29 protein-coding genes and 2 tRNA genes are annotated in these 23,913 nt (G+C 42.6%); 19 read left to right on the top strand and 12 right to left on the bottom strand.

Annotated features, from left to right (window positions below; genetic code table 11):
• Window positions 1-8 precede the first annotated feature (8 nt).
• The 7 genes from NWE95_02115 (at window position 9) to NWE95_02145 (ending at window position 4,696) form a co-directional block, all read left to right on the top strand.
• Window positions 9-1,040, top strand: a complete 1,032-nt coding sequence (locus NWE95_02115) for an RNA-guided pseudouridylation complex pseudouridine synthase subunit Cbf5 (GenBank protein ID MCW4002692.1) — start codon at window positions 9-11, stop codon at window positions 1,038-1,040.
• Window positions 1,015-1,632: a methyltransferase gene (locus NWE95_02120; GenBank protein MCW4002693.1), complete on the top strand. Its 618-nt coding sequence runs from the start codon at window positions 1,015-1,017 to the stop codon at window positions 1,630-1,632. The genes NWE95_02115 and NWE95_02120 overlap by 26 nt, the downstream gene beginning before the upstream one ends.
• Window positions 1,633-1,784: 152 nt before the next feature.
• Window positions 1,785-2,006 (top strand): ribbon-helix-helix domain-containing protein, encoded by a 222-nt coding sequence (locus NWE95_02125; protein MCW4002694.1) that lies wholly within the window; start codon window positions 1,785-1,787, stop codon window positions 2,004-2,006.
• A gap of 92 nt (window positions 2,007-2,098) precedes the next feature.
• A complete protein-coding gene (locus NWE95_02130; GenBank protein MCW4002695.1) occupies window positions 2,099-2,578 on the top strand; it encodes a hypothetical protein in 480 nt (159 codons plus the stop codon).
• 117 nt (window positions 2,579-2,695) lie between these two features.
• Complete coding sequence (locus NWE95_02135) at window positions 2,696-3,256, top strand: hypothetical protein (protein MCW4002696.1); 561 nt, start codon at window positions 2,696-2,698, stop codon at window positions 3,254-3,256.
• Entirely contained in the window at window positions 3,249-4,235 is a 987-nt protein-coding gene (locus NWE95_02140) for a signal peptidase I (GenBank protein MCW4002697.1), read from the top strand. Before NWE95_02135 ends, NWE95_02140 begins: the two co-directional genes overlap by 8 nt.
• Window positions 4,236-4,450: 215 nt before the next feature.
• Window positions 4,451-4,696 (top strand): hypothetical protein, encoded by a 246-nt coding sequence (locus tag NWE95_02145; GenBank protein MCW4002698.1) that lies wholly within the window; start codon window positions 4,451-4,453, stop codon window positions 4,694-4,696.
• Window positions 4,697-4,759: 63 nt separating this feature from the next.
• On the opposite strand, the gene NWE95_02150 is transcribed toward NWE95_02145, so the two are convergent.
• Window positions 4,760-4,833 (bottom strand) — tRNA-Thr (locus tag NWE95_02150).
• A gap of 129 nt (window positions 4,834-4,962) precedes the next feature.
• Between NWE95_02150 and NWE95_02155 the strand changes: the two genes are divergently transcribed.
• Window positions 4,963-5,346, top strand: a complete 384-nt coding sequence (locus NWE95_02155; protein MCW4002699.1) for a DUF5655 domain-containing protein — start codon at window positions 4,963-4,965, stop codon at window positions 5,344-5,346.
• Window positions 5,347-5,392: 46 nt separating this feature from the next.
• Here the strand turns inward: NWE95_02155 and NWE95_02160 are convergent, their stop codons facing one another.
• Window positions 5,393-5,587 carry a hypothetical protein gene (locus tag NWE95_02160; protein ID MCW4002700.1) on the bottom strand — a complete coding sequence of 65 codons (195 nt, stop codon included), beginning with the start codon at window positions 5,585-5,587 and terminating at the stop codon, window positions 5,393-5,395.
• A 534-nt stretch (window positions 5,588-6,121) separates the two neighbouring features.
• Between NWE95_02160 and NWE95_02165 the strand changes: the two genes are divergently transcribed.
• Window positions 6,122-6,523: a hypothetical protein gene (locus tag NWE95_02165; protein ID MCW4002701.1), complete on the top strand. Its 402-nt coding sequence runs from the start codon at window positions 6,122-6,124 to the stop codon at window positions 6,521-6,523.
• A 140-nt stretch (window positions 6,524-6,663) separates the two neighbouring features.
• On the opposite strand, the gene NWE95_02170 is transcribed toward NWE95_02165, so the two are convergent.
• Window positions 6,664-9,588 (bottom strand): PQQ-binding-like beta-propeller repeat protein, encoded by a 2,925-nt coding sequence (locus NWE95_02170; protein ID MCW4002702.1) that lies wholly within the window; start codon window positions 9,586-9,588, stop codon window positions 6,664-6,666.
• A gap of 147 nt (window positions 9,589-9,735) precedes the next feature.
• On the opposite strand from NWE95_02170, the gene NWE95_02175 reads away from it, so the two are divergent.
• Window positions 9,736-10,524 carry a hypothetical protein gene (locus tag NWE95_02175; protein MCW4002703.1) on the top strand — a complete coding sequence of 263 codons (789 nt, stop codon included), beginning with the start codon at window positions 9,736-9,738 and terminating at the stop codon, window positions 10,522-10,524.
• Window positions 10,525-10,710: 186 nt separating this feature from the next.
• On the opposite strand, the gene NWE95_02180 is transcribed toward NWE95_02175, so the two are convergent.
• Window positions 10,711-11,133: a type II toxin-antitoxin system VapC family toxin gene (locus NWE95_02180; GenBank protein MCW4002704.1), complete on the bottom strand. Its 423-nt coding sequence runs from the start codon at window positions 11,131-11,133 to the stop codon at window positions 10,711-10,713.
• The gene (locus tag NWE95_02185) at window positions 11,112-11,288 is read right to left on the bottom strand and encodes a hypothetical protein (protein ID MCW4002705.1); all 177 of its coding nucleotides are present in this window, start codon (window positions 11,286-11,288) and stop codon (window positions 11,112-11,114) included. Before NWE95_02185 ends, NWE95_02180 begins: the two co-directional genes overlap by 22 nt.
• Before the next feature lie 259 nt (window positions 11,289-11,547).
• Between NWE95_02185 and NWE95_02190 the strand changes: the two genes are divergently transcribed.
• On the top strand, window positions 11,548-11,670 hold the full coding sequence (locus NWE95_02190) for a hypothetical protein (protein ID MCW4002706.1): 123 nt from the start codon (window positions 11,548-11,550) through the stop codon (window positions 11,668-11,670).
• On the opposite strand, the gene NWE95_02195 is transcribed toward NWE95_02190, so the two are convergent.
• On the bottom strand, window positions 11,667-12,179 hold the full coding sequence (locus NWE95_02195) for a hypothetical protein (protein MCW4002707.1): 513 nt from the start codon (window positions 12,177-12,179) through the stop codon (window positions 11,667-11,669). The genes NWE95_02190 and NWE95_02195 overlap by 4 nt on opposite strands.
• A gap of 302 nt (window positions 12,180-12,481) precedes the next feature.
• On the opposite strand from NWE95_02195, the gene NWE95_02200 reads away from it, so the two are divergent.
• From NWE95_02200 to NWE95_02215, 4 genes are all read left to right on the top strand, one after another.
• Complete coding sequence (locus tag NWE95_02200) at window positions 12,482-12,808, top strand: DUF5658 family protein (protein MCW4002708.1); 327 nt, start codon at window positions 12,482-12,484, stop codon at window positions 12,806-12,808.
• Window positions 12,809-13,174: 366 nt separating this feature from the next.
• On the top strand, window positions 13,175-13,552 hold the full coding sequence (locus NWE95_02205; protein ID MCW4002709.1) for a hypothetical protein: 378 nt from the start codon (window positions 13,175-13,177) through the stop codon (window positions 13,550-13,552).
• Window positions 13,553-13,758: 206 nt separating this feature from the next.
• Window positions 13,759-13,836: transfer RNA gene (locus tag NWE95_02210), tRNA-Arg, on the top strand.
• A 317-nt stretch (window positions 13,837-14,153) separates the two neighbouring features.
• Window positions 14,154-14,540: a hypothetical protein gene (locus NWE95_02215; GenBank protein ID MCW4002710.1), complete on the top strand. Its 387-nt coding sequence runs from the start codon at window positions 14,154-14,156 to the stop codon at window positions 14,538-14,540.
• Between the two features lie 136 nt (window positions 14,541-14,676).
• Here the strand turns inward: NWE95_02215 and NWE95_02220 are convergent, their stop codons facing one another.
• Together NWE95_02220 and NWE95_02225 are read right to left on the bottom strand one after the other, a co-directional pair.
• Window positions 14,677-14,895, bottom strand: a complete 219-nt coding sequence (locus NWE95_02220; GenBank protein ID MCW4002711.1) for a hypothetical protein — start codon at window positions 14,893-14,895, stop codon at window positions 14,677-14,679.
• Window positions 14,892-15,152, bottom strand: a complete 261-nt coding sequence (locus NWE95_02225; GenBank protein MCW4002712.1) for a hypothetical protein — start codon at window positions 15,150-15,152, stop codon at window positions 14,892-14,894. The genes NWE95_02220 and NWE95_02225 overlap by 4 nt, the downstream gene beginning before the upstream one ends.
• A 121-nt stretch (window positions 15,153-15,273) precedes the next feature.
• On the opposite strand from NWE95_02225, the gene NWE95_02230 reads away from it, so the two are divergent.
• Window positions 15,274-16,035, top strand: coding sequence for a DUF1724 domain-containing protein (locus tag NWE95_02230; protein ID MCW4002713.1), 762 nt, complete (start codon window positions 15,274-15,276; stop codon window positions 16,033-16,035).
• 224 nt (window positions 16,036-16,259) lie between these two features.
• On the opposite strand, the gene NWE95_02235 is transcribed toward NWE95_02230, so the two are convergent.
• From NWE95_02235 to NWE95_02245, 3 genes are all read right to left on the bottom strand, one after another.
• The gene (locus NWE95_02235; GenBank protein MCW4002714.1) at window positions 16,260-16,517 is read right to left on the bottom strand and encodes a hypothetical protein; all 258 of its coding nucleotides are present in this window, start codon (window positions 16,515-16,517) and stop codon (window positions 16,260-16,262) included.
• Between the two features lie 84 nt (window positions 16,518-16,601).
• Complete coding sequence (locus NWE95_02240; GenBank protein MCW4002715.1) at window positions 16,602-16,850, bottom strand: hypothetical protein; 249 nt, start codon at window positions 16,848-16,850, stop codon at window positions 16,602-16,604.
• A gap of 186 nt (window positions 16,851-17,036) precedes the next feature.
• A complete protein-coding gene (locus tag NWE95_02245) occupies window positions 17,037-17,687 on the bottom strand; it encodes a DUF1638 domain-containing protein (protein ID MCW4002716.1) in 651 nt (216 codons plus the stop codon).
• Window positions 17,688-17,891: 204 nt separating this feature from the next.
• Between NWE95_02245 and NWE95_02250 the strand changes: the two genes are divergently transcribed.
• Window positions 17,892-18,449 (top strand): hypothetical protein, encoded by a 558-nt coding sequence (locus NWE95_02250; GenBank protein MCW4002717.1) that lies wholly within the window; start codon window positions 17,892-17,894, stop codon window positions 18,447-18,449.
• A gap of 187 nt (window positions 18,450-18,636) precedes the next feature.
• Here the strand turns inward: NWE95_02250 and NWE95_02255 are convergent, their stop codons facing one another.
• Window positions 18,637-19,509, bottom strand: coding sequence for an alpha/beta hydrolase (locus NWE95_02255; protein ID MCW4002718.1), 873 nt, complete (start codon window positions 19,507-19,509; stop codon window positions 18,637-18,639).
• A 386-nt stretch (window positions 19,510-19,895) separates the two neighbouring features.
• On the opposite strand from NWE95_02255, the gene NWE95_02260 reads away from it, so the two are divergent.
• Window positions 19,896-20,018: a hypothetical protein gene (locus tag NWE95_02260; GenBank protein MCW4002719.1), complete on the top strand. Its 123-nt coding sequence runs from the start codon at window positions 19,896-19,898 to the stop codon at window positions 20,016-20,018.
• Window positions 20,019-20,772: 754 nt separating this feature from the next.
• On the top strand, window positions 20,773-23,913 hold a 3,141-nt coding region (locus tag NWE95_02265; protein ID MCW4002720.1), incomplete at its 3' end, for a hypothetical protein.

Below are 23,913 nucleotides of genomic sequence, written 5' to 3' on the forward strand. Positions count from 1 at the left end.
AAATCAAAATGCCCAGAACAAACCCTCCATGGGAAACCAAACGCCAACACCTAAACAAAGCGACAGACACAACCAACCCAAAATACGGCAATAAACCACACGAACGCCCAGCAAAACAATACATTCAATACGGCACCATAAACCTCGACAAACCCGCAGGACCAACAAGCCACGAAGTCGCTGCATGGACAAAAAAAATCCTGCACTTAAACGCCATTGGACACGGTGGAACACTAGACCCCAAAGTCACAGGTATCCTGCCCATCACACTAGAAGATGCCACAAAAATGGTTCAAGCGCTCCTCTACAGCGGCAAAGAATACATCTGCGTCCTAAAACTCCACGGCGACACAACAGAATCACAAATCAAACATGTCCTTAGCGAATTCGAAGACGAAATCTACCAACGCCCACCACTACGCTCTTCAGTCAAACGCCAAATAAGAACACGGCGCATCTACCAAATCGACTACATCGAAAAAGATGGAAGAAACATCCTCTTCAAAGTCGCCTGCGAAGGAGGAACCTACATACGCAAACTCTGTTTTGACATCGGCGAAATTTTAGGCATTGGCGCACACATGCAAGAACTCCGCCGAACACGCGCAGGACCCTTCACCGAAACAAACAACACCAAAGTAACCCTCCACGACGTAGCATACTGGTTTGGCGAATGGGAAAAAACAAAAGACGACACAATACTCCACAAAATCATACAACCCATGGAAACAGCACTAACCATGCTACCAAAAATCGTAGTCCGCGACTCAACCGTAGACGCACTATGCCACGGCGCGAACTTAACCGCTCCAGGAGTACTATCCGTAGATACAGGCATAGAGAAAGGCACGCTGACAGCTATCTTCACGCTCAAAGGCGAAGCAGTCGCGTTGGCAAAAGCGCTCGTCTCCACCCAAGACATGATAGATTTAAAGCACGGCACAGTTGCCGCTCTCGAAAGAGTGCTAATGCCACGGGGTACTTACCCCAAAGTTTGGAAAAGCGGTAATGCAAATGAGCACAGAACGCAAGAACATTGAGCACTATTTTGCATCCGCACCCAAATCAGAAGACAAGTTCGGCTTAATTCGAACAACCCTACGCGGAAAAACATTCGAGTTTTTGACCTCATCAAGCGTTTTTTCGAAGCGACGAATCGACCAAGGCACCAGAATACTCATCGAAGCCATGGTTCTACCTCAAAGTGGCAACGTACTTGATGTTGGTTGCGGATACGGCGCTGTCGGCATCATTGCAGCAACAGTCAATCCTCAGTTGCGCGTTATCATGACGGACGTGAATATGAGAGCTGTCCGCTTGGCAAGACAAAACACGCAACTAAACAAGGTAACTAACGCTGAAGTGCGGTATGGTCACTTGTACGAGCCAGTTCAAGACACAAAATTCAATTGTATATTGTCAAATCCGCCAGTGAGCGCAGGCATGGAAACAGTGAAAGCCATAGTGCAAGGCGCACCAGCAGTGATGACATATGAGGCATCATTTCAAATGGTTATTCGCTCAAAAATCGGCGGCAAAACCTTACCCGCCGTTTTCAACCAGACTTTTAGCAACTGCGAAGTCCTTGCAAGAGAAAGTGGTTATCGCGTGTTAATTGGGACTTTTACCTAACCTGACTTATGCCTAACTTCGGAATAAAATTTAATATTGTTGTTCATTATTTGGTAGATAAAACATTACCATTTGTCTGACAAGTACTTATATGTCAGATGATCTGCAGTGTACAAATTAGTACAAAAGTTGCATGAAACGGTGACGTAATAGTGTCTGATGGAAACAAAAGAGAACGCATAACGATTCGCTTAACAAAAAGGTATCTTGACTTGCTAAACCTCTTAATCGACAAGGGCGTCTACAACAGCCGCAACGAAGCAATAAGGGATGCTCTGAGAATCCTCTATGAATATCATGGGTTAAAGGTTTCGCCTGAGAAAAAGGCGACCTTTGAGCAGTCAAAAGCGCCAGATGAATCGTCTAAGAGCTAGTTTGCTGCTTTGTAATCAGTTTTCTGGCGATAGAACATAGTTATAGAAGACTGTTACTTAAAATTTTAATACTAAAAAATTAGCGTTTGCTCATGTTTCAAACAAATGAATTAAGGAGCAGGCTACCTTTCAAAGTAATCATTCCCATGCTTCTGATTTCGATACTGTGCATTGTCTCTTTTGCAACAAGCGCTACAATCTCTAACGGTTCAACATACAAAGCAATTGGCGGCGAAATCATCTCAATAACAGGAAACTACGAAGTAACCCCCATCGGCTTCGGCATCGCTACAGAAAACGCAATAGGACGTAACACGTGGTCAAATACAATTCCGCTTACAACAGACATATTTGCAGGTAATTGGATATACACCATAAAAGTGAAAGCGCTAACAACTAATCCTGCAACGGTGTCAGTAAGCTGGAGTCAAGGCGGTAATCCAGAATTTTACCCTCTCGGTTCCATCACCATCTCAAACAACCCCACAAGTGGGCAAGAAGCAACATTCGTATTTGACACTGGCGTGCAATCGTTTGGTTCTCCTGTAGGCATATTGATTACTGTAGAATAGGTGGTCTGAACTTTAGAAATCCTAAAAAAACAGGCTAAACCAATAGCCCCTTCTCCTTTTCTTTTTAGGTCAAACAAGGAACGGTTAGTCCGAACACTATTATACGCAACAATAATCATGATTGCAGTGTCAATAGTTACCTCATCGTTCGCCACCCCAGCACATGTGCATTTTGAACGGTTTGAGGCTGTCAGAGGGTTATCGGTTAGTGCATATTTTGCTACCGACCCCATTGCTGATTCTCCCATCACCGTCCAGACATCTCAACACATTCACGGTTCATCAGGATTCTTCATAATTCCCAAAGAGCATTCTGCACTCTTTATCTCTCCACAATTTTCAACAGCCACCGCCATTCCAGCTGGATGGATGCTTGTGAATCTTTGGGCTCAGCCCACAGCGGCTGGCGGCCCTGGGTCGGATGCTGCCCTTTTGGTTTCAGCTTACACAACTGATTCACTAGGAACAATTCAGAATACACTTTTTGAGAATCAAACTACTGAGCCCTTCTCTGAGGAGGGAGGGCAACTGGCAAGCATTTTTGAGGTAACAAGTGGCTTTGTTCCAGCGTCAGGCTACATTGAAGTTGTTTTGACGGCTCCTGAGTCCTCTGCCATCAAGGTTTTTTGGGGAAGCGGTCAGCCCAGTAATTTTCAGGTGATTTTCACATATGGTTGAAAAATGCGTGATTGCCAAAAAAGCCAAGACACCTCAGCTGAGAAAGATCAAGATAACTCGCAGATTTGTTGAGGCGGTGATTTTGTTGGTTGTCGTTGTTTTGATTTTGGCTTTGCCATTGTTTGCGGGCACCAAATCTTATCCACTCACGGTTGTTGAGGGCAACAGTATGTCGCCGACTTTGCAAAATGGTGATTTGGTGTATTACACTAGTTGTGGCGGGAAGGTTGAGAATGGTTCTTTAATCGTTTTTTATCAGGACAATTCAGGTAATCCGTTGCTTAGTGATTTAACTCGGTCAGTTGTGATTCACCGTGTGGTAAATGTAACTGTTGGGGAGGATGGTTTGTTGTATTATAAGACGAAAGGCGACAACAACAATGTTATGGATGCGGGTCTTATTCGGTTTGATAGCGTTTTAGGGGTTAAGGCGCTTGTGATTCCTAAGGTTGGTTTTGCTTTTCTGTTTTTGAAGTCTCCGCAGGGGCTAATCTCTCTTGTTAGTTTAGTGGTAATTTCTTACCTTAGCATTTATGAATCAAAATTGTGGAAAGATAAAAAGAAAGCCGCATTTCTTGGGCAACTTGCACAAAAAACGCTTAACAAGGAAGTGCCTGAGGATTTTTACCGAAAGGTGGAGTTGGCAGTGCAAAATATTGAAAGCCTTGACCACACTAAACTTGAGGATGCGGATGCGCGTGCGTTGGCTACATGGCTTAAAGGCTCTCTTGGAAGTGACTGCAAAATTCATACGGTACAATGCGAAAAGTGCCATAACAGAACGGTTGTTTTAGAGGGCCCAAAACAAACATTACTAGTAGGCGTTAGCGAGAATGGAGATTGCTCGGGATTAGTGACGCTGTTGAAGGAAAAGAATCGACCGCTATTGACCTGTGAAAACTGTTTCGGTATGAGTCACAGGGCAACTAATTTTGGGTTGACTCAATCCGTCTTAAAATTTAAGCAGATGACACTTTAAACTTCGATTGTTCGTGATAGACTTTCACTGATTTGGGTATCGTTTCTTTTTCAAACTGGAAGACTATTGTTTACTGATGGGCTCATGGTTGAGTGGTCAGGAAAAGGAACACGGTTTACCCAAGCGTTTACTCCCCTTAACCATTTTTTTACCGCAAACTTGAAAAAGCATTTTTCCCATAGAAGAAGAAAATAGCACACGCGAGAGTGTATGGTATGAAACTCAACAAGACCGATGATAAAGTTGTTGCAACCCTTCAAGCGGAAGGAAAAGAATTAACCCTCCAAGAAATTGCAGACAAAACAGGTGAAACCCCTAAGAAAATCTTCCGCTCCCTGCGCAAACTCTTCGAAAACGAAATCGTAGAAACGCAAGCGCGCAAATACAAACTATTGATTACGGATACAAAAGAAATCAAAGCGAAACTTGCGGCTAAAGGCGAAGAAGAAACTCCCGCTTAAACCCAATCTTATTCCTTTTTCGACTTTAAAGGTAAATTCACCGCAAAATGTTAATTGTTTGAGAGCCTCGAGCGGGCCTTGATCCCGCGGCCTGCTGCTTACAAGGCAGCCGCTCTACCGGGCTGAGCTATCGAGGCAGTTGCATTTTGATGTATCATCAACACATAAAAACTTACCCAAATAAAAGTTACTGATTTTTGGTGTTTGGTTTTCTTGTTTCCACAAGCAATAAAAATTTCTTTTGTTTTTTAGTTAGTGGTGATTCTATGGTGAATAAACGTACTGTTGATGAGATTTTAGGGAGCCTTGAACCAGCGCAAAAGGAAATTGTTGAGAATCTTCGGAGTTTAATTAAGGCGTCTGTTCCAGAAAGTGTTGAATTAGTGAAGAATGGGCAAATTAGGTATAAGCTTGATGGAAGGGATTTTGTTTGGATTAGTCAGTTTGGTGGTCATGTGGATTTGGAGTTTGCTATGGGTTCGAGTTTGGCTTCGGGTTTACTTAGGAGCAGAGGGGTAGCGGAATCTCATCAGAAGGTGCAGCATGTTGTGGTTGATGATTTTGATAAGTTGAAGCCTGAATTGACTAGGCTTTTGCGGGAGGCGGCAAGTTTGGGTTTTGAACATTGTCAACGGCGTGAGGTAGGCTAATTTTAGTTTGGAGTACAGTTTGGATTGTTATTGGTGTAATTTGGCGTTAAGTTCCGACTAGGATTTTGTGCACTATTATTCCGATGATTAGTGTAAGTAATCCGAGCCCTCCGAAGATTGTTTGGTGTCCGATGCGTAATGGCAGTAGAAACGCCGTGAGTACCATGGCAAGACCAAGCAGTATCAATATGGCATCAGGGTTTCTTATGATTCTGTCAATTATTTTCGTGGTTGTTTTCAAAATTACCACGATTGTTTTCTAGTTTGATAGCGCTTAAAAGCTTGTTTAGGAAGCCTGCATTGCAAGATTTGTTAATTTGGCTTTTCAATGGTTGCTTTTTTGTAGTTATTGTTGCAGAATGGATTCTTGTGTATAACATCCACCTGTCGGTTGTGTTTTGGGCTTTTTTGGTCGTAGTTATTGCATAAGCAGTACAGCGGAGTAAAGGGGGAAGTATGTGGTTTTCCGTATGTAAGAGAAGTGTTTGCTGTTTTGCGGTAGACCCTATCCCCCTATTTAAAGGCGAGATTTTCAGCATGCTTTTGGCGTTGAAAAGCGGTAATTTCGCCTACCCCTCTATAGTTTCTGCATAGAATTCCTAATAGCATCCAAATAGGCTCCTAATAGGTTGGTGAGCTACCGCTTTTTTAGGTAAAGTTTGCCCCCACTTGCACATAGTAAACAAAAGACAGAACCTCCAAGGTATGTAGTAAACAAGACCTTGCGGCATTTGCGCAAACGCTAAAAATCAACCCCAACAAATAACAAGAACACATGACCAAAAGAGTCTTTCGCGCTGCGGGAACGCTTGTTTTCTTAGCCGCCAGCTTAAGCATTATCGCTTATTTGGTTCAAGCCAATTTTTTCACACGTTCCGATTTGTTTTGGATAGGCGCAGCCGCAGGATTCCTAGTCTGCCTGTTTCTTGCCTCAGTCGTCTCGGCAGCTATTTTAGCCATAAAACGAGGGCTGTCAGCAAAAAGGCTTCGCCTAGCCGCCTCAACGATGATTAGTTCAGCCGCAATCACGATAACAATTTATTTTATCAGAGGACCATTCCACTTAGACTCAGACGTCTGGTGGTACGGCGCAATAGCAGGCTTCCTTAGCTGCACAGCAATAGTTTTTCTTGCCTTCACAATCTACACCGCATACAAACTGGTGCATAAAATCTAGATACAAGTTCCAAACGGTTCTTAGAGGCACAAGTAACTAAGTCGAATGGTGTATTTAGCGCTGGAGTGGTAAGCAGATTAGCGAGGACACTTTGATTAGGACTAAAAGTGGGTGTTTAAAAAAAAGGAGTAAAATGAGGGTCATTTTCTCAACTTTCGCACTGCAACGATAGTGTATATACTGATACAGATAGTCACTATAACAGCTACAATTATGCCTATGATTAGAGGCATCAAACCAGATAGTGCTGCTTCAACATCTGCTTTGAGAAGAGGCATTGTTTGCTGCGGTTCAGTCACAGTTAAGGTTTGGCTTTGACTACTGCTTGCCAAGTGAGTAGCATCTCCAGGCCATGAAGCAAATACTGTCCAATCACCAGTTATGTCAGGTTTGTACATGACTGTGAAGCCGCCGTTCTCGTCTGTTACTGCAGAGATGTTGACTGGAAGCGAACTGTCATGCTTGCTAAAGTACACATTCATCGGGACTGCGCTGTGAACGTTGTTTATGCTACCCGCAACAGTAGTTGTATCACCAAAAACAATACTGCTGGGTCGCAACTCGAAGGTAATACTGGTCGAAACTATAGTCGCGGGAGGGGCTTCGCTGAAACAGTAGAGGTTCCAATCGTTGGTTCCAACGTAGAGTGAGCCATTGTAGGGGGTAGGTATTGAGTGCATTTGAGTATTGAAAGAGTAGTAGGATAACGATTTTCCGGTTTGAGCATCGAGAACATGCATTATTCCTGCCTCATTTACAACATAGATGTTGTTAAACGAGCACGATATTCCCTGTGCAACGTTTTCTCGTGAAGTATAAGATTGCCACGCAAGGCTTCCGTCAAGAGCGTTAAGAGCAGTTATACCATAGTAATCGTTGAATATGAATAAGCCATTTTTGTAAAGAGCGTTTACCTGTCCACAGCCCCCATTCTGCTGTGCGGTACCAGGGTTAATAGTGGCGTTGTATGTCCAAAGAATTTCGCCGGTTATTGTATTCAAAGCGTAATTGTAGAGCAAGGCGGTTCTCACAAAAGCTACACCATTACCGATTGTGGGAGATGCAACCATGCTTCTTCCCATTCCATAAGATACTGTAGTATCAGGGTAAGGAAGTGTTGTATTTAGTATGATGTTTCCAGTTGCTGGATTAAGCTTAAAGAAACTTCCAGCCGTAGGGGTGCTAGATGTAATATAAAGACTATCATCGACAATCGTCGGAGTAGCATAGATTGGTCCTCCAGTTTGCACCTGCCAAATGATTGTTCCGCTGTTAGCGTCTAAGCAATAAATAACGCCATCTAATGCGCCTAAATATACTTTGCCATTATAGATTATTGGAGAGCTAACTACAGCCTCTATACCAGCTGCAAGCACTGCCGCTGTGGGTTTTATTCCAGATAATGTAGTTGTCCATACCTTGGTGCCAGTTTTTGCATCTAAACAGTGAATGCTACCGTCGTCAGCGCCCGTATAGAGTTTACCATTTGCAACTGCCATCGTAGAATAAATCATAAGACCCGCCGTGTAATTCCATATCTGCTGTCCAGTAGATGCGTCAAAAGCGTAAATGATTCCGTCTTTCGAACCTATATACCCTACTCCGTTGACAAATGTCGGCGAAGACGCAAAAGCTGCTCCTGCAGTAAACTTCCATTTAAGCATTAAGTTTGTAGGACCAAAACCGTTAGCTGAATGCTCTGGATCATTTAGGAACATGGGCCAGTCTCTTGGCGTGTCTCCTATACACCATACTTCCTCCTGATAACCCGTGCCAGCAGTTCCACCTGAGTAAGTATAGCTGTCGTTGGAGGCTGAAGATGTGGTTGGAATCACATACAAATTGCCATAAGCATTGCACTGCATATTATTCGGCGCGCCGTTTTCAAAGGGTGCAGACCATACAATTTCTCCGGTGAAAGCGTCCAAAGCATCAAACTTTGAATAGCCAAACTCGCCGGTAGCGAAATCGCGATACTGATTTTCTCCACTTTGGATGAATACTTTGCCACCTGCAACAGTTAGATAGTTTGAGTAACCAATTCCAGGTCCTTTAGATTTCCATACTAGTTCGCCTGTTGTAGCATTTACCGCGTAGGTATAAGTATCTTGATTATGTTCGTAGACCATGCCATAGGCTACTGCTGTCCCTATGGCCCACTGATTGTAGTAAGTACCAGGGTTGAAGGTCCAGAGTAGTTCACCTGTAGTTATGTTCCAAGCTCGCATATTTCCGTCGTAGCCTCCGTGCACAATCTTACCATCAATGTAACTCATGCCGTAACTGAAACCTGTCGTCGTTGGTGTAGTCCAGATGGTTTGTCCTGTAGTCGCATTAACACCTCTTAAGAAATTGAAAGTTGTAGAATAAACTATTACTCCATTTCCGTAGACCTGCGGCGATTCACTGCTATATATTCCATAGTCGGTCATGTTTGCTCTATTCCATATTGCTGTTGGCAGCTGTGCTGGATTCTGAAGGTTCCACAGTATACCACCGCTTGCAGCCGCTTTAAGTTCTGGGATGTAACTTATCCCTTGCATCCATCCTCCGCCGTTGCTGAATCCAGATGGGCCTGTCCATACAAGCGAGCCGTCAGCTATTTTGTAGCAATTGCTGCCTATCAGCATGTATGTATTGTCGAGCTTCGCAATGTTACCAGATGCTGTGATATTCCACACAATCTTTCCTGTTGATCTGTCTAAAGCAATTGTTTGTGTTCCTATACGGATTCCCGAATAAATAAATCCCCAAGTTTGCACAATAACTAGACCGTTGAAGGCCCATGGACCTTGGAGCAGATTTGGTATTTTAGCGATCCATTGGATGTTGGGTTGCGATGGGCTAGGTCCATCAGCAAAGTTTGTTCGTTGAGCTGAGGCAGTATTTTGTGACCATTCGTACTGGAGCATATTGCTTGGTACATTAGATGTTTGAGCATCTACAATGATATCAGAATTTAGCAATGCAACGAAAGTCACAGATATTAACAGAATTAAAAGTACTGCAACTGCAAATGTAACGAATATACTATTTGGTTTTTTTATGCCATTTACTTTTTTCATTTTTCTTTTTTCCTTTAATTTATTTGTAAATAATACATTTCTGATGTCAGTATTTCTGAATTATGAAAAAAAATTTTTTTACATGGTCTTTAGTAAATTTTAAAAAAGAACTAATGTTACATATTTGATTAAACGTGAGGCGACTCGTTGGAGGAAGTTTCTGAAACACTGGTTGAACTTGGGCTCACTAAAGCACAAGCTACGCTTTTAGTCGCTCTCTTTAAGCTCAAAAAAGCAACCGTGAAAGAACTGGAAAAGGCTACAGGAGTATATCGGCAACAAATATACCCATCCATTGTTGAACTGCATGAAAGCGGTTTAATTGAAAAAAACCTCGGAACGCCAGCCTACTACCGAGCTTTACCGCCAAGCCACATTTTAGAAGTTCTAATAAAGCGCAATAGAAAACGGCTTTTAGAATTGGAGAAAGAAAAGGAAAAGTTAAGAAAAATAGAACAAGAGGAAAAAACTTTACAGGAAAAAACCGAAGAATATGAATTCACATTGATAACCGGAATGAAAAGATTTGGGAATGCTTTAGCTAAATGGAATAAAGATGCGAAAACTATGGATGTTGTTGTAAAGATTGAACGGTTTAACGAAGAATACACACGAGAGCTCGAAATATCGAAAACTAGACTCAGAAAAGATTTAAAGATTAGAATAGTAGTTGATTCAATGAATCATTTTAAGAGCTTAAATCCTGCAATTGTCAGGGTTTCTCCCATGCAAATTCCAGTTTCTGCGGCAATTTACAATGGAAATAGGGCACATTTAGTCCTTTATTCAGCTTCAGAATACCCTAAAAAGGATAATGTGGTAGTTTTGACCTCGAATCACCCATATTTCGTTAAAATGGTTCAAAGCTATTTTGACATATTTTGGGATAGTGCGAATGAAGAAGAGAGAAAAATCAAGAGAAAAACAACTGAATAAACTAATAGTTTTACAAGTTTCGTCTAATTTTCTGTTTTTCTCCATAAATTTCTGTAAAGATGCAAAAATAATTGAGGGCTAGCTGTGGATTGGCGATAAGGTGTTGAAAGATTTGCTGGGCATCATCATTTTTAGGATAATACCACCACTTACACTGAGGTTCGAATCCCTCCCGCCTGCCACTTGTTATAATAGTTCGATATGGTATCCTTTTGGATGAAGTTTTCTATATTGCGTCTCTTCATCTGCTGTAATACATACCGTTTTTTTATTTTCTGCAACAGCCACGGGCAAGGCATCGTAGAAGGTGATTTTTCCATCATAAGCTATCTCGCCTGTTCTATTAGTGAGGTCTTGGTTGAGGTGAACTACGTTCAAGTGGAGGTTAAATAGTTGAGTTAGGGCTGTTTTCCACTTCTGTGCATCATAGTCTGGTTTATACCTCAGAGCGTTGCCAACTTCGCAGATTAGAATTTCCGAAACTGTCAACGTAGTTGTTCCCTGCGTGTACGAATCTAAGAATTTTAGTGCTTCATCAGATTTTGCTTCTTTACTAAACCATTTAACAACCACTGAGGAATCTAGTACTACTTCGCAGCATCTCGCCATTTCCGTATCTCCTTAGCCCCATCCCATTCACCTTTGCTTTCCAAACGAAGGCTTTTGATTGCCTCTGCAGCGCACTCTATTTCTTCTCTACGTGCGGCATCTTCAAACGCTTTTCTGGCAACCTCGCTCCAGTTAACTTTTTTACAACGTCTCATACGGCCTTTTAACTCTTCGGGAACTCTAACGGTAATATTACTCATGCACACATCATATCGCACATGTCTTTTGCACATATTAAACGTAAATATTATTAAAAAACCTTCCCACACAAAACCAGCAAAGAAACAGCGAGCACTACTCCCCTAAGTTGGGGTTGAGAGTTCAAACCTCACACCTTGAAATCTACAGTCAGATATGACAAGTTTGGATACATTTTATTAAGCAAACGACAACTAACTGACACTGTGAGCTATTATGCTGTCTAAGAGATTTGCCTATTTGATTGTTGCATTCAACATCGTAATGGCGTTGCTTCTTTCTCTTTCAAGCCAATACGTACTAACAGTAGTAAAAGCGATTCTGGTAGCTAACGCTTAAGCTGGTTTCTTGACGGTTAGCAGGAACCCTTTCCTTTTTCGTGTTTCCCTTAGGTACCTCACCAAATAAAGGAGCCCCGTGAAAAACATTAACCAAGGAAAAATAAAGGTGCGAACGTTGAGAGCGTCAAACGCTAATAATATCACCAAAGATATCAAGGACACGACCCATAAACCCCAAGCAGGTGTGAGGTAGTCTGGTTCCTGTCTTGTCTTCAGTTTGGCAACAATCCACTGCTTGAATAACTCCTCTTCATTTTCTGGAAAGCCAAGCAAGAGTTTCGAAGCTACCTTGCCTTTTTCTGTCAAAACATAGTTCCCCTTACTGTTTTTGGAGACAAACCCCTCCAGAACTTTTAAGTGATAATTTAGCCTGCCCGTATTCTCGATTTGAAGAGCATTAAGCAGGTCTGTATAAGCAACCTCTTTTTTGTCCTTTAAAGCAAGAATAAGTCTTCTTCTTGTCTCATCGTTTAGAACATAATATATGGAATGCTCACCTGTATCCATGACCGATAAAATGCGTTAGAACCAATTTAAGCCATTTTGATAAAAGAAATTATCAAAACCCGTTTCTTACCATAACATTCCCAATGTGCTTGCGGGTTATCGGTCATTTGTAGAACAACAAAACAACCTACATTCACACAAACCAAGCAACAAACCCACCAACAGCAAAAAATCTTCACATTAAACCTGTCAAAACACCTGCATACGTGTATATCAGTTGTATTCTTCACCATTCTAGAAGGGTAAGTGCTTGTTTGTAATATAGATTGGTAATAACTAAAACCCAAAGAAGACCCCTCACCATGAAAAAAGACATACTGTTCCTCTCAGCGATAATACTTGTCGGCTTAATGGATCTGCTCACAACTGTCGTTGGCATCACCTTCTTTGGCGCAACCGAAACCAACCCCCTCCTCGCAGGCATAGCAGGCACAAACATGATATTGATGAGCGTCATCAAACTAATTGCCGTTACAGCTACAGGCTTAGCCTTCTACAAGGCAATTGGACTAAGCAAGGGCTTAAACGGGGGATTAACAAAAAGATTCGTAGACGCAGGCTTCTCTTTCACTTTTATAGGTCTTACCGTGGTTGTTATTAGCAATTTGAGTGTATTAATGCAAGTTTAAAAAAGACTTCTCACACATGCCCTTCGGGCACCGTTAGTGATGAACGTTACAGTTATAACACCCAACCAATTTACTGAGGTGCTGGACGGGAAAAATGGGCGAGTAAAGAGGGGCCTAAATAGACTCTTTCTCGATGTTCAGTACGGATAGGGCACCAGCCTTAGGGCTTAGTAATTTCTTACTCTTTTTGTGTTCTATTCATACTTTATCCCTATATTCCTATTGTTGACATCTAGTTATAAGTCTTTAAGCGGATATTCTTCCGTAGAAGCATTGTCAATATCAAGGGTATGACTACTAAGTTAACAAGTGCTTGGAAGGCAAAACCTCATAAGGCTACATTGTCTTAGAGCGTGATTGGTGTCTATGAGAAGAGTAGTTGCAGTCCTGGTCATTCTCCTTATCGTTATGGGCAGCGTAGCAGCCATTGGCTTTTACCTCGTCAAAGATAACGTGACGGTGTCAGGATATGCACGTGTTACTTATCTTCCTGGAACAATCATTCAAGAGATAGAATTTGTGGACACTCAAACAGGAGCATCGACTGCTTTTCAATTTCATCAAGCTTCGGGTGGTGCCGATTACTATTCAGTCACCCTAAAGAATGGACATACCTACAATGTCTACATTAGTTTTTGCGTTATAAATCCGGAAAATTCGCAGACACACTTCACAACAACGTTTCATGTTAACGCAACTGATGGACAAACAGTGATAAACAAAGACTTTTGGTATTATGGTTGAAGAGTGGGAAACTTCTTTCTATCTCTTCTTTTCCTTAGAAACGGTGGATGAATTCTACACGTGCAAAAACAGAGTTCTTGGGTGCGAGTGGGGTGCCCTTTAGGGAGGTGTACTCGCTAGCCGAGGTGTTTTTGCTTAGCAGAGATCGTTGGTTTTTCAGAAGGGTTTGTATATTTAAATTGTTTTTACAAGTGGCTGATGCTTGTGGGCGAGTAGCTCAGTACGGATAGAGCACCAGCCTCCTAAGTTGGGGGTCGAGGGTTCAAATCCCTCCCCGCCCGCCACAAATGATTCCCGCCCGTTTTTGGTGTATTTTTTAAACCGCTATTTCCGCTTTCTGAAGAGCTTATTGCCGTTGAAGTCGCAGACAAACTCAAAAGAAACTCATTCAAGCAAGAACAGACCTTGATTGGGCAAAAAATAGGATTAAACATTCTCAAAGTCGACTTCACAAGACTACCAACCTCAGCACGTTGATAGTTTCTTTCGACCCTAAAAACTGCTCCCTGAATTTTACATAAACAGGAGTATCCTAATCTTTGAAACTGCCTTCTATCATTTTGCTTCCTGACTATCAACTTAGGAACCATAGTTTGGAGTAGTGACTGATTTTTCTGTTCGTGTCGAATACGCCGCTTTTCCACTCAGCACAGCTAAAATGATCCCGACGACGAATCCTCCACCGCAAATTATGCTTGGAATAGAACAAACTGCAACAAATATGCCCCACGCTTTACTGGCTGATCTGGTGCACAACATTAGGGCTCCAAGAAACACTAGAACACTACATGTAACTCCAACCGCTGAAAGCGTATACAGAACCATCGCATCGTTACCTGCTGAGCCTGGAAGTGTAGGCATCAACCAAGGCAGCCACTCTGCTGAGATGCCCACGAGTGCAGAATTGCATAGAATTAAGATTCCAGCCAAGAGAGATAGACTAAATGCTCTACTTGATTTCCCGTTTGAGTTTGAACTTTTTGTTTGATTTAGACTTATTCTCATATACACATCACACTCCATTTTTGTTTCGTTGATTCATTTTGCAGAGATGCCGTGCCAACGAACACAAGCATCCTGCCCAAAAGAAAGGAGGATATATCGCCGAATTATCGTGAGACCGCTTATTTGGTGAGTTGGGTTGCCTTCTTTTTTTCCATTCTGCTGCTACCGACTGTACAGGCTACTGCACCCGCAGCAAAGAAGACAACTACGCCGAGCACGACAGCCAAGACTGGATTGACTGCGCCCGTGCTACCATAGCTGCATGCTACACCGCCTGAAAGGAAGAAGATCAGCAGACCGAACACTGCGAAGGCGATTTTCTCTTTTAACTTCATCATTCTTCACCCCCATCATCTTTCTTAATTGGTTCCTTAACCTCACTCATGCGCAAGTTCACCCTCAAAACTCCGCAGCTGCCTTTGACTTCAAGTATTTCAGGTTCCACGAAGAATGCATGCTGCAGTCTACCAAGTGTTCCCTCTATGAGTACGCCGCCGCTGCTGCCGTTTGAGGAGGTCAAGAGACGTGGGAGATGTTGGTTGGACTTGAGTTCAATCGAGAAGTCCCGTTCATCTTTTTCGTTCGTGTTTGTCATCGTTTTTCTCACACCTAATGCTTCATGGCTTTTTGAGGCGATAAAATTTATTTGCTGACGAAACGAAATATTTCGCAAGGATGCAAATCATTTCGCATTCGAATGTTTGGAAGAGAACCCTTTGGACGAAAATGAAGAAATTTCAAAAGTACTCTTTGAGCTCTCAAGCAATCGGCGAGCGAGCATTCTGTTTGAAATAGCGAAAAAGCCCTTCAAGATGCAGCAGATAGCTAAAACCCTTGATATGACTGTCACCGAAACTTTTAGGCATCTTCAAAGGTTAGCGGATGCGAAACTGATAGAGAAAAAAGTTGATGGCTCCTACGTGATCACTTCGCTGGGAACTTTGGCTACTGGTTATCTTACAGGCTTTAATTTTATTCTGAAGAACGCTGATTTCTTCTTGGAACACGATTTGTCTTGTTTGCCATATGAGTTTGTTGATAGGCTTGGGGAGTTGTCTAACGCAGAGTTTTGCACAGAAGCAGTATCCAGCTTTAATCGGGTCAGAAAAATTTTGACTGTAGCGGAGAAGCAGTTTTGGACTATGGCTGAGCAGGTCGATTCAACCACTAAGAACCCTGCGGAAGAAAAAATGGTTGAGGGAATAGACTTCAAGTTTATCATGCAGAAGAATCTGGCAAAAAATTGGTCGGGCTCTAATGCCAAAGTCCTAGTTGGCAGCAGATACATAGAACGTGTCCCTGTCGCTTTGGTAATTAGCGAAAAAGAAGCATCCGTCGTCTTCCGAACCCACAAAGGCGTGTTAGATTATCTGGGGTTGTTCGGCACTGACGAGAAGTTCCTAAAATGGTGCAGAGACCTCTTCTTACACTATTGGGAAAGGGCTGAACGATGGTACCCTGATTTGTTGATCAAGTAAAGTACCAAGAATATTAAGCAATTAACTGCAGAAAAAGTATACAATAAACAGCAGTAGTCCTTCTGCTTATAAGCAGTGCAACCTTTCGGATTCGGGAAAAAAGGGGTTTTACGGATGAATCTCCCGCTTTGTTGGAGGTGCAAATCCCTCCCCGCCCGCCACTCTACTTTATCTCAAAGAAAAAATGTAATATTTTAAACCAAAAGCACTGTGAACCAGTTAACCTATCGCAGGGAACCCAAGTCGGGCAGGTCCTCGAATCCCCCGCGATAGGCTGCGGTTTTTCGTTTTGCGGCACCATCCATGATGGCTACAGACTCACACGTGCCAAGTTTTGGTGGCACTATAGGATGGATAATCCATCCAATAATATAAACATAACTTAAACAACAGTCAACAGCAAGTTGAACAAACAAAAAATTAAGTCTAAAGCCACGCCCAATCAACCTCACCAGCCATACGCCACTAATCCAAAGCAACATGCTACACCAACCAAAAAAATAAAAAACAGTCTAAATGAAAGCGAGAACTACCCTGCAGAAAAACGAAGACAAAGAAATCAGCCATTAACTAGCAGGCGAGTTCCCTATACTTGTATGATTTCCCAGCATAGAAGGGTTGTAATCATAATCTGGATTTTGAAACTCTTTCGCTACTTCCCAAGCATCATCAAAGAAGCTCATCGTTCCATTCACGACATCGTTGAATTGAGTGTTCAACTCAACCATCTGGCTCTGAGCGCTTTCAAAAATCACAAACGCCGTTGGACTGAGAACTGTTGCAGCCAGCACTATTGCAATGACTGTCGTGTTCATTTTTTGTTCCCTTCTGATTTTCTCCGTTTATCTCACGATTAACGACACTTAAAACCCATTTAGCTTCTTAAAGCTACGCTCCAACCAAGATATAGTTCGAAACTTGAAATAATTCAGGAAACAGAAAACAAAATTCAACCGAAACCAATTTTTCAAACTTTCACATGGACTATTCTATATGTCGGATTAGCGTTTGTCCTCTTTGCCACCTATACGACTTTGGTTTCTATCAATAGCCTCATCGATAACTTTCTTCACGTTACCGCATCCAACGGTCTTCGTGTCAAGAATCAAAAGACCCGTGTCTAACTTTTCCACTTTCAACTTCAATTCAGCAACGTTCCCCAGCGTATCAAGAATAACTATTCCCCTTACGCCGCTAAAGAACTGTTTGAAAACATCTTCACTGACGCCTTCCTTCCGCATCATCTCTTTCATATGCGCAAAAAAGTCCAGCATTCCAGGAGAAAGAAACATCAGGTCATGATGCGGATCAGCTTCAAGGAACACTCCTTTTCCTCCAAGCTGACAGTCAATGCAGTTTAGAGCGTCAACCTTAACGATGCCGTATTCTTCAACCAGCCTTTTCATCTCGTTGTCCATACCAAGGCACAGGTCACCATAGACGAGTATAACGTTTTCAGGATGGCTTTTGAGGGCTCTTTCAATCATAGGGCGAAGATTTTTCTCAATTTGAGCATAATCCACATGAAAGTACTTGCTGACGAAACGCAAATCAGCATTCAACTCGCCCGCTTTTACAAGTTTTTTAATTTCATCTTTCAAGACGCTACAAGCAACTATGCAGATTTTTGTTTTCTTTTTTAAACGACTCATGGTTGTCTCCTTGATTACCGCCGAAATAATTATAAGACTTGCAGACAAATTTTGTTCTGCTTTCTTATCCTTAGAAACATATTTATGCCTTCCTTGAGCTACGCTACCCAGACACCTATCTTCATCCAATGCAAAAAATTATATATTTAAAACAAAATACCTGCTGGCAATATTATCTTAATTCGAAATTAGGAGAGGAATTGTATGACAGCGGATGAAAATGTGTCTGAGTGGAAAAAATTTTTAAGAAAACATTGGAGCATAATGGCAGCATTTGTTGTGGTGGCTGTTTTGTTATTTGTCGCGGCAGTTTATGTTTTCTTATGGTTCGTAGGTGAAGCCCAATCAACAAGTATGGTGCCCACGACTTTAGGTCTGTGGACGATGGGGAACCTTGTCAGCTTCATCTTGCATGCAATTTTCTGGCTAATCATCTTCATCGGAATCCCTGCAATCATAATCGCAGTGGCAGGTTGGCAATGGTGGAAGAGACTCCCTGAAGAGGAAAAGAAATACCATTTCTTTGGCAAAAGCTCACGCACCAGAGACAGCGGAAGCGGAATCTCTCTATTGGTCTTTATTGCTTTCGCCATCAAAGTTTACATCGACGGAAACTGGAACATAGCCATTGCAACTTGGCCGTTAGACTATGTTGTAGACTCACTGATTACAATTCTATTCTGGGTTGCAATCATCATTGGAATCCCCGTAGTTGTCATAGGACTCATCTGGCTAAGCCGCGAAATAAAAAAGAACCCCTAACCTTTTTTCTTTTTAGTCTCGTTTTACTGAGCACATATGCTACAACTGGAGCGCTCGCCATGAAACCTGCGGCTCGTAAGACTCCAAAATATGTAGGGATCATTAGACGCGTTTAATTAAACGAAAGATAAATGTTTTCGTGAACAAGAATTGGAAAAGCCGTCCTAAAAAGCTGAAAGGGAATCTTTTACTTTAAAATCTCACTCAACTGCTGTAGATTATCAAACATGACACAGTGACCTTTTTCAGGAAAAATCTTCAAAACACCGCAGGGAACACTACACAAAAGGTCATATGCATTGTTAACCCTGCAAGTCTTGTCCTCAGCCCCATGCCAAATCACCAATTTGCCAGAGGAAACCCTCTCAAAGGGCAAACCCCACGGCTTGAGAAACCTCTGGTGTTCATCAACTACAGCCTTTACGCCAGAGTTTCTTTGGTGAAAGGCTTCAGCAATCGATTGGTACATTAACGCCATCCAAGAGGGGTCAGAAAAGAATTTGAGGTCGTCTTTAGAGCAAGCGTGAAGCATCTGTTTTCCTTGTTTTGACTTCAAAAAAGCGGCGACGTCGCCGTTGGCTTTTAAAACTTCATGACTCATGCGTTTCATAGCGAAATGCCCAAGAAAAGGCATTTTCATGATATAACGTGCAAAAGGCATGTTATGTGCCGTTGAAGCATCGAAAGGTAAAGCAGGTGCGCCCACAATAACTGCTTTCGTGACGCGTTCTGGAAAAAAAGCCAGATAAGCAAGAGCAAAAGCGCCTCCGCCAGACCAACCTAAAACACCAAACCGCTCAATGCCCAAGTGCTCAGTCAAGAAGTTAACGTCGTCATTAAAATCCTGCAAGTTTTTCCTTGGTTTGTAGGTGGACAAGCCATAGCCAGGTCGGTCAATACAAATTATTTGCAGCTTCCCTTTTTCAGCCAAGTCTTTTAAGAGAAGCACTTCTAGGCGGCTACTGGCTGTGCCGTGAAAATACAAGACAGGTCTCCCTTCGCCGATAATAGAATAACCCAGTTGCCGCCCGTCGGGCAAAGAGATTACTTGACTACTCAACAGTTATCCCTACATGTCATTTAAGTGAGAGTCATATTAGTTTTTCAATCTACAAAATTCCAAAATACTCGTAGAACAGGTTGTCTGGTTATTTTATTTACTGTTGGTGAATATTTCTGGAGCGGATGGCTCGTCAATCAGCATGTAGCTTGACTCGTTAATTGTAACCCTAAAGTTATGATGACAGCTTCCACAATTAAAAACTTGAATAGTAAAACTATAATTTTTTATTACATGTGAGGGTTTTTTGACTTCTTTGCCACAATTAGGACAGTGAGCCATAGATATCAATCATTAACATGTCGCTTGTCTTAGCAATTTTAATATTATGAATTCAAAATACTTACCAGTATTCAATCTTATAATCAAAAAAAAGGAGTTACCCTTTGAGGGGCAAAAAAATAGTGACAGATGGATCAAGCCATGTGCCAACACAAGAAGGCAAGGAAAAACGAAAGAAAACCTTGCCTGATGTTTGGCCACCAGACCCTCCTAACCCAGCAGACTAATACTCCTTTCGCAAAAAAGACAAATTTACAGAAAAGTAAAAGCTAATGCTGGTTCACACTGAAATAACAAAACTCAGTAGAATTTTTACCCCGTTCGCGTGAGCTTAATTCGTTATTTGATAATATGCTTCCCTGTACGTGGCGCCGCATTTTCTGCATCTGTACATTTCAATGCAGAACAGGGAATTCTCCAACTTTTTAATCGGCTTATTTAGCGGTCTTCCACACTTGTCACAGTTAACCATGCAAGCATCCAAGCAATTGTCATTTATGTATTGGAAGTATATGAAAACTTGTTGTCTCAGTCTAGCAACCACAAATATGTGTTATACTCATGGAAGCCCTAAAACAGCCTAAACGAGAAAAATTTAGCTAAAAGAATAAAACAAAGCAACCACAACGTACACTCGAAGCATTTTTTAGGCACTGAACACTTGTAAAACTTATTGATACAAGGCTACAAGGGGAGCATTTCAGACAGCGCAAACACGTTATTCTAAGAATCGCTTTCTTTTTTGAGCGGGTGTAATTGTGAATTGCCTACAGCAACACTTTATATCGCCAATTAAACTCTTTTGAATCGATAAAACCAACCAAGCTTTTTAGGAGATAGTAATTAATGGTTTTTTTACAGCGGTTTTTTAAGAAGTTTAGGTCATTTAATAGTCTGTTATTTGTCATCTTAATGTTATCTTTGCTTGTCCCCCTTTCAAGTTTCGAGTTTGCCTCGGCAGCAGACCCAATTTTGCTAACTGTGAAATGGACAGGTTCTGTAGGGGTAGGCGGAGAAGCGCTTCTAACTGCTGATGCCCGCTCGGATATTGCAGGTGAAGAGGTCTTCCATGCTGGAGGTCCAGTAGCGCCGAATACGAATGGGCGCGTCACTTGTCTTAATGGCAGAACTGGCGCTCAAATTTGGACAAGGCAAATCAACAATGTGGGTGACACATGCCAAATTCAAATGGCAGACGTTGACAATAACGGCGACCTTGAGATAATCGTCCCGCTTCAGACGCCCGCTGGCTTGTACATATTGAATGCACAAGACGGCACAGTTATGGATTCTTTCACAAACTTAGGTGGAAGATGCGATTCCAGTCCAGTGGCTGGCGACGTTAACGGAAACGGTTATCCTGACATCTTCTTAGGCATTATGGCTTATGAAGAGCAACCTGAAACAGGGAAAATCATCCATTATGAATACAATCCGTCCACTGGTCACGTACGGGAAGTTCGGCGAAGAGTAGTTTGGCACCCCTGCGCAGGCGGCTTATCTCTCGGCGACACAGATAACGATGGAGTATATGAGTTGTATATGGCAGATCGCAGCATAGCTGGAATGGTTGATGGCAGTTGGGGCCGTGGATTGAGGTCATTTTGGGCTGAAAACTTGACTTCGCGCTGGGATGTCTACGATTGGATGATGAGCAGCAACATTCCCATGATTGCCGATGTCAACAAAGACGGTATACGCGACATAGTTGCCACGGACTTGAGCAGAGGTGTGATGGTGTTGAATTCTTCTAATGGTCGACCCTTAACAAACAACCAAGGCACTGTTCTCCGGGGTTCCATCCCTGAAAGACGCAATCACTATCAATCATCAGTATATGATATTGATGGCGACGGGAGTTTAGAAATAATTAGCGCGGATGGTTTTGAGGGTGAATATGACAATGTTACCGTTTGGGACTTGTGGAATTGGAGGCTAGATGCTTCAATTAATACCACGCTGGTTGGTACTGTTCCTACGCGCTCTTGGAAAGGCCCTACCGTTGGCGAGGTCACTGGCGACGGACTTAAGGACATTATAGTTACGACTTTCGAGTTTCAGAATAATAGTAATCGGGGCATGGTTCAGGTGTATGATCGTAACTTTAATCTCGTAGCTTATACGGCTAACAACCTGCAACACAGAGCTATTGAGTCGGTCGTTCAAGATGTTGACCGCAATGACGGTGGCTTAAATGAATTGCTTGTGCTAACACAGGGTGGGGTAATTTATTGTTTTGATACACTCGGTCGGTCTGAACAGTTAGAGGGGAGGCAACGGGCAAGAAGCGAGGTACAATTCTACAGCGAAAGCAGATTAGGTGCCTCCGAATACGTACCCTATGGGTCACCTTACACTAATGCATCATACCCTCCTTCGCCACCAACGCCTAACAATGTCCCAACGCACGGGACTCCTCTCCTTTCAGGGAGCGCCGACAATGATAACTTAGTGTGTAATAATCAATCAACCAGTGATCCTGATAGAAATCCTGTAACCAACATTTACAGTTGGGCTAAGAACGGTGTTTCTATTGCTAACCTAATTTTACCCTTCGACTCGAAAACTAGCTCTAATTTAGAGTACAGCGGCTTTGCTTATACGAAGGATTATTCTGACCGCGGCAACATAGGTAATGTTTTTGGTGCATCTTGGACAAGTGCGGGGAAAGTTGGTGGTGCCTACAGCTTCGACGGTAACGATTTCATAAGGATTGAGGAGCAGGGAAACAGTTTGGGAGGAGACGGCACATGGGAGGAAATAGCGGTGGAATTCTGGGTTAAAGCAACAGAAAACACAGGAAATGAAACTTTGCTGTGGAAACATCATCGTTACGAATTTTCTAAAGGTGGATACACTCCTCCTTCGGGAGTGGGGTATCGTGTAGACTTTGCATCAGATGCAGTCAGCAACCAAATATCATGGTATGTTTACACTCCCGACCCCAGCAACGCATCATTGTCTATTGAACATGTTGTCGTGGCTACGATAAGTGACAGCGCAAAACAATGGCACCACATCGTTTGCACATACGATTCGGGAGTAGGCTTAAGAATTTATGTCGATGGAGCCCAAGCCAGTTTCTTATCTGGAGTGTCTGGAAGAATAATGGCAACTAATGGAGCTGCAAGAAGCCGTAACCTAGGCACTCTTCTGGGAGACTGGGGCTATCCATATTCAGGCGGCATGGTAGACACTAACAAGGGACCTCTTGAGATAGCTCGGGACAGAACCAGCAACGATTTCAAAGGCATCCTTGATGAAGTGAGAATTTATCCTAAAGCAATCTCTGCCAACCAGATATATCTACGTTACACGGATACAAGAAATGGTCTTAGCATACAATCCACTCTTTCAAACGAGGAAACAACCGTAGGGGAACAGTGGCTCTGCAGAGTAACACCAAACGACGGATTGGCTGATGGAACAACAAGAAATTCGAATGCTGTAACTATAGTTCCAAGCGGTACAACTCAGTATAGATTAACCATAAACGTTCAGGGAACAGGTTCAACAAACCCAAGCGCTGGCTCATATCTGTATTCTAGCGGCACAATTGTGCAGGTATCTGCTATCGCTGGCTCTAACTACCAGTTTAGTCACTGGCTTAGAAACGGAACAAACTATGGCTCAGACAACCCATGTTCAATCATTATGAACGCTAACTACATTTTAACTGCAGTGTTTATAGAGAGTTCAACTGGTCACTTGTTTGCTGATGATTTTGAAACAGGCACCCTAGCAGCTTGGGATGGGCAAGATGGCACCACCGCCATATCTACGGCTAGCCCACACCAAGGAACATACCATCTCGGTTGTAGTCTTTCTTCTGGAGCTAATAACGTTTGGAGCGGAGCCTACAAGAGCATCACGGGAAACAACCCTGTATACTTAAGTGCTTATGTGAGGTTTAACGCGCCGCCAGACACCAACGAAGAAGACCAATGGGCACTAGCGTTTACCCAGAGCACAGCAGGAAGCGCCTTAGCTTATGCGGGGATACGACAGGTAAGCGGAACACTCTACTGGGCAATATGGTACATCTCGTCTGGCACAACCCTAACCTACAACGTATCAAGCACACCCTACACGTCTGGCTGGCACAACCTGCAACTAGCAATA

Source organism: Candidatus Bathyarchaeota archaeon (assembly GCA_026014725.1).
Lineage (GTDB): Archaea > Thermoproteota > Bathyarchaeia > Bathyarchaeales > Bathycorpusculaceae > Bathycorpusculum.